Raw genomic sequence first — 12,249 nt, forward strand, 5'->3', positions numbered from 1 at the left:
TTTAACTATATTATGAATAATTCCATATTAGTAACAGGAGGATTAGGATTTATAGGTTCACATACAGTTGTAGAACTGATACAATCAGGTTTTAATCCAATTATTGCAGATGATCTCAGTAATTCTGAATTATTTATTTTGGATAGAATAGAACAAATTACGGGAATAAGACCTAAATTTTATCACTCTGATATTTGCGATATAAATAAATTAAAAAAAATTTTTGAAGAAAATCCCGATATAAAATCATGTATTCATTTTGCTGCTAAAAAAGCTGTTGGAGAATCTATGGAAATTCCACTAGTTTATTACAAGACTAATTTACTTTCTTTAATAAATCTTTTAGAGGTTATGAAGGAATTTAAGGTAGATAGTATTGTATTCTCCTCTTCAGCTACAGTTTATGGGCAACCGGAAAAGTTACCTGTAGATGAACATTCTCCTCTTCAAAAATCTTTGTCTTCATATGGAAGTACTAAACAAATGGCAGAAGATATTTTAGAAAAAACATCCATAGCAAATAACATACAAGTTTTGTCTTTAAGATATTTTAACCCTGTAGGAGCACATAAATCCTCTTTAATAGGAGAATTGCCTAAAGGAATTCCTTCTAACTTAATGCCATACATAACACAAACAGCTATAGGGATTAGAGAAAAATTAACAGTATTCGGTGGTGACTATAATACTCCAGACGGAACTTGTATTAGAGATTATATACATGTAGTTGATTTAGCTAATGCACATGTACAAGCCTGTAATTATTTGCTGGAAAAAGAAAATTCGTTAAATTTTGAGGTTTTCAATATCGGAACCGGAAGAGGAAATTCTGTATTAGAAATAATAAAGACATTTGAAAAAATAAATAAAATTAAAATTCCGTATATCATAGGTCAACGAAGGAAAGGAGACGTGGAAAGTATATATGCTAGTTGCCAAAAAGCTAATCAAAAATTACAATGGAAAGCAAAATTCTCTTTAGATGATATGGTTAGGGATTCTTGGAATTGGGAAAAAAATATAATGAGTAAAAAATAAATAATAATTTATAAATAAAAATATCAATACATTACAATATCTAAATATAAAGTAAACATTTTTTATATTTACAACTTATTGTATATTTGAATAAAATAAAATTAAATTATGAGTCAGGATATAATTTTCAATTTAATAAAAAAGGAAAAAGAAAGACAACTTAAAGGAATAGAGCTGATTGCTTCAGAAAATTTTGTTAGTGAAGAAGTTATGCAGGCTGCAGGTTCTGTGTTAACCAATAAATATGCAGAAGGTTATCCAGGGAAAAGATATTATGGAGGATGTGAAGTTATTGATGAAATAGAGCAATTAGCTATTGACAGAGCTAAAGAATTATTCGGAGCAGAATATGTTAATGTACAACCACACTCAGGAGCACAAGCCAATGCTGCCGTATTTTTAGCGTGTCTAAAACCGGGAGATACTGTTATGGGGTTAAATTTAGCACACGGTGGACACTTAACCCATGGTTCATCTGTTAATTTTTCAGGAATAAACTATAGAGCAGTTTTTTATCAGGTTAACAAGGAGGATGGACGTATAGATTATGAGGGAATGTTGGAAACAGCAAAAAGAGAAAAACCTAAATTGATTATTTGTGGAGCCTCAGCCTATTCCAGAGACTTTGATTATTCAAAATTTAGAGAAGCGGCAGATGAAGTAGGAGCTATTTTAATGGCGGATATTTCCCATCCTTCAGGACTTATTGCCAAAGGTATTCTTAAAGACCCTATGCCTTTTTGTGACATAGTAACTACAACCACTCATAAAACCCTAAGAGGAACAAGAGGAGGAATTATTATGTTAGGTAAAGATTTTGAAAATCCTTTTGGGCAAAAAACTCCTAAGGGAGAAATTAAATTAATGTCACAAGTTTTAGATAGTGCAGTATTTCCTGGTACACAAGGAGGACCTTTAGAACATATAATTGCAGCAAAAGCCATAACATTTGGAGAAGCTTTGAGTGAAGGCTATTTTAACTATATATTGCAAGTGCTTAAAAATTCGCAAGCTCTTTCAAAAGCATTGATAGAAAAAGATTTTGAAATTATTTCCGGAGGAACAGATAATCATTTAATGCTCATTGATTTACATAATAAAAATATTTCAGGAAAAGAAGCAGAAAAAGTTTTAGGACAAGCAGATATAACCTGTAATAAAAATATGATTCCTTATGATGATAGAAGCCCTTTTATCACTTCCGGAGTTAGATTTGGAACAGCAGCCATAACCACAAGAGGTCTGAAAGAAGAAGATATGGGTAAAATAGCAGAATTTATAAATGAAGTGATAAAAGATCCTCATAATGATATAAAAATCAATCAAATAAAATCTCAAGTAAATTCGATGATGAATTCACGACCTTTATTTCAATGGTAATTAAATAATATCAAATAACAATTAACAACTGGTATAAAAATATTTATGCCGGTTTTTTTTATACTAAAAAATATACTATGAAAAGAATCACATCCTTTTTTTTATTTCTTATAACCATAAATATTTTTTCCCAAAATAAGACAGAAGAAAAAATATGGAATTTTCTACTTAATAATAAAAGAAAAGAAGCACGCGAACTTTATGATAAATCATTCTTAAAAACTAAAGACTCTAATTTTAATTATTTGTTTTTAGATGCTATAATAAGTATAGAAGAAGGACAAATGTTTTTTGATGATAAATTTGTGAAAAGTTTTGTAAAAATATCACCAGACGCTTCATATATATATCCATTAATTAATCAACCATTCATGTTTGTTAATACGGATTTAGGAGAAGATACATATACATGTAAAAAAATGGATGTTTTAGCATCTTCCAAAAAGTATGAAGCCGAAGATGTTATAATTCAATATAAATTATATTGTGATAAAAAGAGGGGAGATATAGAAAGTTATAATAACTTTACAAAAGCATTGAATAATGTAGATAAATGGCAATTTTGTGGAGTTTTTGAGAATCTTAATGGCAGCGGAATTGATATACAGTATGAACCTGAAATCTATGCTAAAAATGACAGATTATTTAATGCAAATGCTAATGGAAAAGTAGGATGGTATAATCAAAAATACTATCAAAATATAGGATTTCATTCCTATGACAATGAAAAAGAGTATGCCCCAGGAATTATTTATGCACAAAGTTTTATTGAAAGCCCTATAGAGCAAACGGTGTTTTTGCAATTAGGTACCAACAATGAATTTAAAGCTTTTCTAAATGATTGTGAAATTTATTCAACCCACAATAAAGGATATAAAGAAACAGGATCAGTTCTTTTAAAATTAAAATTACCAAAAGGTGTAAGCAGATTATTAATAAAATCAGAATTAACAGATTCATCGGCATTCTTAGCTAAATTCACAGATGAAAATAAACAAACTCTTACCAATTTAAAATACTGTGATAATTATAAAGAATATAACCTAAGTAAAATTGAAGATTTAAAATTAGAAGAAGCGGAATTTCATTATGAAACGTTTTTTAAACAAAAAATAAAAGAAGAAACTAATAATATAACCAATAAAATTATTTTACTAAATGGCTATTTAGCAAATAAACAGAATACAAAAGCCGATGAAATATTGGATGAGTTTGAAAAAGCATATCCTAAATCATCTTTTATAAGAAATTTAAGGATTAAATATAATGTAAATATAAATGAAGATGAAAAAAATAAAGAAATAGTTAAAAATATTCAAGTAGATGATCCGGAATATTATGTATCGTTATTCGATCGAATGGCAGACCAAAATTGGTCATCATCTGTCTCAATTCATGAATTAGAAGAATTAAAAAATAGGCTGGCCAAAACAAAATCTGAAATAGGAGCACTAACTATGGATGTGTTGATATCGGGAAGAAAGCAGGATATGGTTAAAACCATAAATAAAGTAAAAGAAATTTTAGATGCATCTTATCAAAACAGTTCTTTTTTAGTATTATTTGCAGATATTTTTGATTATTCAGGTTCTTCACAAGATAATTCCATCATAAGATTAGAAAATGCATTAAAAGAAAAAGATGATTTTGCTATTATTTCAGATTTATTAAAAAGATATGATAAGGCTAAAAAATATGAAGAATACGAAAAACTTCTACTTTCACTTATAGAAAAATATCCGGATGTTAATTTTTATAGAAAAGAATATATTCAAATTTATAATAAAGAACTAAAATATAATGAATCTTTAAAACAGGCAAAAGAAGCATTGGAAAACTTTCCATATTCATCTTCGATCTTGGCAGATATAGGTTATATTTATACTAATTTAAATAATAAGGAAGAATCTGTAAAGTATCTTAAAAGTGCACTATTGCACAATTCGGCTAATACGTATCTTAGAAATGTTTTAAAAGATATAAATAAAGAACAAGATGAGATAGATAATATTGCGGTGAAAGATCTTTATTCTTTAATTAAGGAAAGACGCAATACAAAACTGATAGGAGAAAGTGGTGCTACAAAACTTTTAGATGAATATATTGTTAATATTTTTCCAGAAGGTGGTTCGAAAGGAAAAGAAACTATAATCTATGAAATTACTTCAGAACAAGGAGTAGAAGATTTTAAAGAGTATAATGTAAATTATTATAGTAACATCTTAAAATCTGAAATCATTAAGAAAAACGGAGTAATAGTTCCGGCAGAAAAAAATGCCGGCAATATAGTTTTTACTAATTTAGAAGTTGGAGATGTGATTCTTATTCAATATGATGAGATTGAAAAAAAATCAGGAAGATTTTTCAAAGATTTTAATGAAGTTTTTTACTTCAATGGCACTTATCCGGTAGTAGAATCAAGATTTACAATTATAGCCCCTGAAAATATGAATTATTTTACATTTATAAATAATGGTAAAATAGAGAGTAAAACAAAAAATATAAAAAATAAAAAATATACTACTTGGGTTTTAAAAAATACACCTTCATTTGATTATAATGAATACTATGCAAAACCGTATTTAGATATTTGTACCTCTGTAGTAGTAGGAACTATAAAATCTTGGGGAGAAATTGCTAATTGGTATGCCGATGTAGTAAGTAAAGTAATGGTGGAAGATAAAAAATTAGAATTAGCATTTAATGAAATTTTTCCACAAGGGGTAACCTCTCTATCTCAAAATGAAATTTCAGAGAAAATTTATAACTATATACAAAAAAATATAAAGTATAGTTATATGGATTTTAGACAAAGTGGATATATTCCACAAAAACCGTCCAGAACATTACAAACTAAACTTGGAGATTGTAAAGACTTCTCTGCTTTATTTGTTACCTTAGCTCAAAAAGCAGGTCTTCAAGCAAATTTAGTTTTAGTACTTACCAATGATAATGAACAATCATCCTTATCATTACCTAATTTAGGATTCAATCATTGTATTGCAAAAGTAAAAATAGATGGTAAAGATGTATTTTTAGAATTGACCAATAAATATTTACCATTTAGGGCAATTTCTTTGAGTAACTATAAAGCAAAAGCTCTGGTAATTAATCATAATAAAACAGAGAATGACAATGCTAAGCTTATTGAGCTAAACAATGCAAATAATTTAGAAAATAAAGTGAATATTTTTACAGAAGTTTTCATTGATACCGATTCAAAAAAAATTAAAATGCAATACAACTCTTTCGGTACATCAAAATCTTTTTACAATCAATTATTCTCAGAAGCAAACTCAGAAAAAGAAAGGAAAAATAAGTTGGAAGAACAAATCGGTCATATGTTAAACAAATCAGTAATGATAAAATCATCAAAACTCATAAAAGGTAATGATTTAACATCCTTACCTTTGATTTTTGAAACTGAAATAGAAATTGCTGAAAAATCTAAGAAAATAGGGAATATGAATCTTTTATCTGTCCCGTTTTTTTCTCAGGTATACAATAAAAATATTATCTTAAATGAACAAAGAGAAACAGATATATATTACATTAGCTATGAAGGTGAAAATGATTATAAAGAAGAAATTGTATTAAATTTAACAGATGGAAAAAAGTTTATTGAAGTTCCTGAAAATAAAAAATTTCAATATGGAAAAAGAAAATTTGAACTAACCTATGATCAGATTTCACCTACAAAACTTAGAATTATCAAAACAGCACAAACCTCTTGGGAAAACATCCCGGTAAATGAATATAAAAATTTCAAAGAATTTGTGGAAAATATTATAGAAGCTGAAAGTGAAGTTATAGGATATAAATAAGATAATGAATAAAAAAAATATTATCACTATTTATATATTGAAAAGGTATAAATTTTCAGTAAAAATATCGTTGTTATTGTATTTAATATTATTAATCAAATATTTTAAATAAAATAGAATATAAAAAATAGTTTTAGCAATATAAAATTTTTTATTACTTTTCATAAACTTAATATTAGGAAATGAAAATAAACCGATTATTTGATATACTATATTTTCAATTGAAAAATAATCCATTAAAAAATGCTTTTAATATGAAAGTGGATGGTATATGGAAAAATTCATCTACAGAATGTATAGTAAATCAGGTAAATAAAGTGAGTCGAGGCTTAATAAAATATGGTATAAAACCAGGGGATAAAATATCTATTATTGTTTCAAATAATAGAACAGAATGGTTAATTATAAATTTTGCTGCACAGCAAATAGGGGCAATTACAGTACCTATATATCCAACATTAAGTGAAGTAGATACAGCTTTTGTTTTAAATGATAGTGGCAGTATTTTTTGTTTTGTTTCGGATAAAATCCTTAATGATAAAATATGCAATATAAAAAAAGAATGTCCATTATTAGTGAGCATTTTTTCATTTGAAGAAGTAGAGGGAACAACCCATTGGTCAGAAGTGATCGCAATGGGAGAAAATCCTGAAACTCAATATGAAGTAGAGAGTTTAAAGCAAATTGTGAAAACAGAAGATTTGGCTACAATAATATATACTTCAGGAACAACTGGAAAACCTAAAGGAGTTATGCTTAGTCATAAAAATATTATATCTAATGTAATGAGTTGTCATGAGAGAGTTCCTTTGAAAATAGAAGGAGAATGCAGAACATTAAGCTTTCTTCCCATTAGTCATGTGCTGGAACTCATGATAAACTACATATTTATATACAGATCTTATTCTATATATTTTGCTGAAAGTATTGAAAAACTGGTAGAAAATTTAAATGAAGTAAAACCCCATGTAATGACAGTTGTTCCTCGTTTAATAGAAAAATTTTATTCAGCTATTTATCAAAAAGGAACTTCGGCTGGAATCCTTAAAACTAGAATTTTTTTATGGGCTATTAATTTGGCAGAAAAATATCAGCCATTTAAAACTAAAGGATTATTACATAAAATAGCTGATTTTTTAGTATATAAAAAATGGAGAAAAGGTTTAGGGGGTGAATTAATATTTATGATTTGTGGAAGTGCTTCATTATCAGTCAGTTTAAATAGAATTTTTTTTGCGGCAGGGCTTCCTATTTTAGAAGGATACGGGCTAACAGAAACTTCACCTGTCATAGCAGTTAATGGTCCTTCTGAAAATCATTTTAAATTAGGTACAGTGGGTCCAATAATAAAAAATAGCCTTGTCAAAATTGCTGAAGATGGTGAAATATTAACAAAAGGACCTAACGTATTCTTAGGGTATTATAATAATGAGGAGATGACGAAAAATGCATTTACTGAAGATGGATGGCTGAAAACAGGAGATATAGGACATATGGATGATGGCTTTTTAGTTATTACAGATAGAAAGAAAGAAATGTTTAAAACCTCAGGAGGAAAATATATAACCCCGCAAGTTATTGAGAATAATTTAAAAAAATCTAGGTTTATAGAACAAGCAATGGTTGTTGGAGATGGAGAGAAAATGCCTTGTGCATTAATTCAACCGGATTTTGCTTTTTTGAAAGAATATATTAAATATAAAAATTTAAATATAGATACTAAGAGTTCAAAGAAAGAACTTATTAAAAACGAAATTTTAAAAAAAAGAATAGAACAAGATGTAGAGAGAGTAAATACCTCATTAGGACATTGGGAAAAGATAAAAAAAATAGAATTAACCCCGACAATATGGTCTGTAGAAGGAGGAGAATTAACACCTACATTGAAACTGAAAAGAAAATTTATAAAACAAAAATATATAGATTTATATAATAAAATGTATGGAAGATAGCTAATTAGCCAAAATGACATAGCTTATCTGCTTGGCTTAAGTTTTGTTTAGAGATGTTATATGATAACTAATGATAAAATAAAAATTTTTGATAATCAAGATAAAAATCCGAATGATTTTTATGATAGATTTCGTAAACAACTCGATGAAAGACATGATTTCCCCGGTAATTATATGTTTAAGTTTATTATTCCTACTGGAGATAAAAATATAGCGTTATTACACAAAATATTTGATCATGGGGAGGCTTCATTTGTTATGAGGGAAAGTAAAAACGGTAAATATACAAGTGTAACCGTTACATTATATGTTCCAGATTCAATTTCTGTAATTGAATATTACAAAGAAGCAGGAAAAATAAAAGACATTATGATGCTATAATAAAAATTATAAAAAGGGAGTTATTTCGTAATAATGAAACTTCCTTTTTTTATAAAATTTATTTAATAACAAACAAAAAAGATTTTTTAACTAACAATTTTACCATCCTTCATTTCCATTCTACGATCTGCCATTTCAGCTAAATGAATATTATGTGTAACAATAATAAAAGTTTGATTAAATTCTTCTCTAAGCTGATAAAAGAGTCGATGCAGGTCTTCAGCATTTTTAGAATCCAAATTTCCAGAAGGTTCATCAGCTAAAATTATTTTAGGATCATTCATTAAAGCACGAGCTACAGCTACTCTTTGTTGTTCCCCACCGGAAAGTTCTCCTGGTTTATGTTCTAAACGATGAGATAGATTTAAATATTTTAATAAATCCTCTGCTTTTTTATATAATTCGTTCCTAGTTTTTCCTCCTATCATCCCAGGAAGCATTACATTTTCAATAGCAGTAAATTCTGGGAGTAATTGATGAAATTGAAAAATAAAACCTATATTTTTATTTCTGAAAAGAGAAAGTTCTTTATCTTTTAGTTGTATTATGGGTAAGCTGTCAATTTCTATAAGACTATGATTTTTTTCGGGAGAGGTAGGTTTATCTAATGTTCCGATAATTTGTAGCAAAGTAGACTTTCCTGCACCTGATTCTCCTACTATAGTAACAATTTCACCTCTTTTAATAAGTAAAGAAACTCCTTTCAATACTTCTAAATTTCCAAAAGATTTATATATATTTTTTATATGTACCATGAGAAGAATTTATCAAAATTACTAAAAAATAATCAAATGCAGTATATTCTATAAATTAGAAATATTAATGTTCATCCCTTCAGAAATGTTCTTTCCAGAAATTCCGCAAGGTTTAATTACAATATATATTCTATATTGATTAGCAGCACACGAAGAGAGATCAAATAAAAAAAGTTTTTCGTCAGAATTTCCATGTAAGATTTGTATACTTTGCGCGAAGGGTAAGAAAATTTTAGGTTCTAAAGATTTTTTGTCAGTTAACATAATTCCACCTTCAAGAGCAGAATTATTTTCTAAGATAAAATTTTTTTCATAAGGATTTTGCCATTTCAAATATAGATGTAATATTTTGGCAGAATCAAGATAAGATTTATTGAAATTTATTTGACAAGAAATATTAGAATAAGAATGAAAATTGGAAATATATTTATAATATTCTTTTTTATTTGATTCATCTAAAATAAAATGATTAGAAGTATGTTCTAATCCAAAAAAAGTAATGTTTTTACCATTCAGATAATTTTCAGAATTCCACAAATCATACTGAGATTTTCGATGAGTATAAATCTGTAAAGCTACAGAAGGTTTTTGTGTATAAAAATTAAACAAAGCAGCTTTTTGATATCTTTCAAATACAGCTATACCTCGATTTACTTCCTCTGCATGTAATACAAATTTTTTTATTTTATACATTGGCGTATAAGAAATAATAATAGGAGATAAAAAAGAAATACGAATTACTATAAATAGAAATAAAGAAAAATAACAAATTCGTAACAAATATTTAGATATTTTTTTTCTGTAAAATAGGAAACAAAGAGGTATTAGTGCCATATAAACAACTAAGTTCCATTGAGGTTGTATTTTTCTGGAAAAAGAAAAAAATCCGAAAAAAATTATACTACCTATAGATACCCATTGTAATGATTTAACCCAGAGTAAATCTTTAAAATTTGATTTTATAATTAAACTTTTAAAATAAAAATAAATTAATAAAGGATTTGATATTACAAGTATTCCTAAGAGCCATTCCCCAGGTAAGAAACCTTTTACTACTTTTTGTGTTCTTTCATAAATATGATATCTGACCGAAGGCCAATTTGAAATATATTGCCAATATAAATGTGGAGAATATAAGATAATTGAAAACAAAATACTTAAATAAAACCATTTGTTTTTAAATAAAATAGGTATACTAGGAAGTATAGCACATACAATTATAATTATACCTTGATATTTTGAATACATGGTTAAAGCCATTGATAAGGCCAAAAGAAATGTTGTTTTAAAATTCTGTATGCATAAAAATTCTTTCCATCTCCATAGAAAAAAAGTTCCAAATAATAATAAAGGAGTATCAGGAGTAGAAATAAAACCTAAACCCTGAAATATTGCAGATGATCCTAATAATCCTAAAAGTAAATAATTTTCTTGTAAAGTTTTAGGTTTCAGTATGTAAATCCATAGAATATAAAATAAAACATTTGATAGAGCCGATACTATACGTACTCCCAACATATTAGGAAATAAAGCATATCCTAATTTAATAAAGACAGCTACCATAGGAGGGTGATCGAAATATCCAAAATCTAAACGCTTAGACCAAACCCAATAATAAGCTTCATCATCAATTAAAGGAAGAGTTAAGGCTTGTGTCAGGTTTAATAAAAATAAAATGCTAATAAAAATAAATTGAACTTTTTGTATGGAATTTACACTACTCTTAAGTCTCATCATATCAAATTTATAAAAAATAACGTAAAAAAAACTTCTAATAACCTATACTAGAAGTTTTTAAAAAATTAGATAATCAAATATGCGTTTAATTTTTATTATAATTTTTTTTCAACCTTATATCTCCATCCGAAAGGATCTTCAGATTTATTGGTTTGTAAATCTACAAGTTGTTTTTTTAGAAATATAGCAAAACTATTTTTTTCATCAAGTTCGGGAAGTTCCATAATAAAATCTCTATAAGCCACATGAGAATATCTATTAATAACCACCGCTGTTCCGCAACCAAATATTTCTTTTAAATTTCCGGATTTATAGGCATTAAATATATCATCCACAGAAATTCTTTCTTCTTTCACTTCAATCTTATTATGCTTAGCAATAGTCACCAAACTATCTCGGGTAATACCGCTTAAAATAGTATTGGAAGTAGGAGGGGTATACAAAACATCTCCGATTCTTACCATTACATTCATTGTTCCAGATTCTTCAAAATATAGATGTTCTTTGCTGTCAGTCCATATAACTTGGTCGTAGCCTGCCTCATTTGCTAATTTTGTAGGATAGAAAGACGCTCCGTAATTTCCGGCACATTTTGTGAAACCCACACCGCCGTCCACAGCACGTGTATAATAATCTTCTATCTTTATTTTTAAAGGCTTATCATAGTAACTATTTGCCGGAGAAGTCATAATAGCAAAAGTATATTCATTGGAAATCCTAGCAGAAAACATCTCTTCAGAAGCAAACATAGTTGGACGTATATACAAGGAATTACCCTCTTTGGTAGGCACCCAGTTTCTATCTAAATCAATTAATGATAAAAGTCCGTCTAAAAATATTTCTTTAGTAATTTTAGGCATAGCCAATCTTTCTGCCGATTTATTAAATCGTTCAAAATTTTTCTCAGGTCTGAATAGAAAAACATTATCATTACTATCTTTATATGCCTTCATTCCTTCAAAAATAGCTTGTCCATAATGAATTGCCATTAAAGCAGGAGAATAATTCATTCCACCATAAGGCATAATTACAGGCTCTCCCCATTTTCCGTCTTTAAATACACATATTAGCATGTGATCAGATATATTTACTCCAAAAGCAGAATTATTAGGATCTACTTTATCAAGCTTAGAATGTTGGATTTTATTTATTTCCATTATTTATATTTAGATTTGCTTTCTT

At 27.7% G+C, this 12,249-nt stretch carries 8 protein-coding genes; 5 read left to right on the plus strand and 3 right to left on the minus strand.

The genetic code is table 11. The annotated features are described in order from the left end of the window. Nucleotides 1–12: 12 nt before the first annotated feature. From galE to C4S77_RS12135, 5 genes are all read left to right on the plus strand, one after another. The gene (galE, locus tag C4S77_RS12110; protein ID WP_105247755.1) at nt 13–1,038 is read left to right on the plus strand and encodes a UDP-glucose 4-epimerase GalE; all 1,026 of its coding nucleotides are present in this window, start codon (nt 13–15) and stop codon (nt 1,036–1,038) included. Between the two features lie 108 nt (nt 1,039–1,146). Continuing rightward, nucleotides 1,147–2,418: a serine hydroxymethyltransferase gene (glyA, locus tag C4S77_RS12115; RefSeq protein ID WP_105194240.1), complete on the plus strand. Its 1,272-nt coding sequence runs from the start codon at nt 1,147–1,149 to the stop codon at nt 2,416–2,418. 77 nt (nt 2,419–2,495) lie between these two features. Then, nucleotides 2,496–6,242 (plus strand): transglutaminase domain-containing protein, encoded by a 3,747-nt coding sequence (locus tag C4S77_RS12120; RefSeq protein ID WP_105247756.1) that lies wholly within the window; start codon nt 2,496–2,498, stop codon nt 6,240–6,242. 182 nt (nt 6,243–6,424) lie between these two features. Continuing rightward, on the plus strand, nt 6,425–8,194 hold the full coding sequence (locus C4S77_RS12130; protein WP_105247758.1) for an AMP-dependent synthetase/ligase: 1,770 nt from the start codon (nt 6,425–6,427) through the stop codon (nt 8,192–8,194). 60 nt (nt 8,195–8,254) lie between these two features. Then, nucleotides 8,255–8,575: a DUF493 family protein gene (locus C4S77_RS12135; RefSeq protein ID WP_105247759.1), complete on the plus strand. Its 321-nt coding sequence runs from the start codon at nt 8,255–8,257 to the stop codon at nt 8,573–8,575. 86 nt (nt 8,576–8,661) lie between these two features. Here the strand turns inward: C4S77_RS12135 and C4S77_RS12140 are convergent, their stop codons facing one another. The 3 genes from C4S77_RS12140 to C4S77_RS12150 form a co-directional block, all read right to left on the minus strand. Next, nucleotides 8,662–9,330, minus strand: a complete 669-nt coding sequence (locus tag C4S77_RS12140; protein ID WP_105247760.1) for an ABC transporter ATP-binding protein — start codon at nt 9,328–9,330, stop codon at nt 8,662–8,664. 48 nt (nt 9,331–9,378) lie between these two features. After that, on the minus strand, nt 9,379–11,067 hold the full coding sequence (locus C4S77_RS12145) for a glycosyltransferase family 39 protein (protein WP_105247761.1): 1,689 nt from the start codon (nt 11,065–11,067) through the stop codon (nt 9,379–9,381). Between the two features lie 95 nt (nt 11,068–11,162). Then, nucleotides 11,163–12,224 carry a branched-chain amino acid aminotransferase gene (locus C4S77_RS12150; protein WP_105247762.1) on the minus strand — a complete coding sequence of 354 codons (1,062 nt, stop codon included), beginning with the start codon at nt 12,222–12,224 and terminating at the stop codon, nt 11,163–11,165. Nucleotides 12,225–12,249 lie beyond the last annotated feature (25 nt).

The sequence above is a fragment of the Apibacter adventoris genome, assembly GCF_002964975.1.
Taxonomy (GTDB): domain Bacteria; phylum Bacteroidota; class Bacteroidia; order Flavobacteriales; family Weeksellaceae; genus Apibacter; species Apibacter adventoris.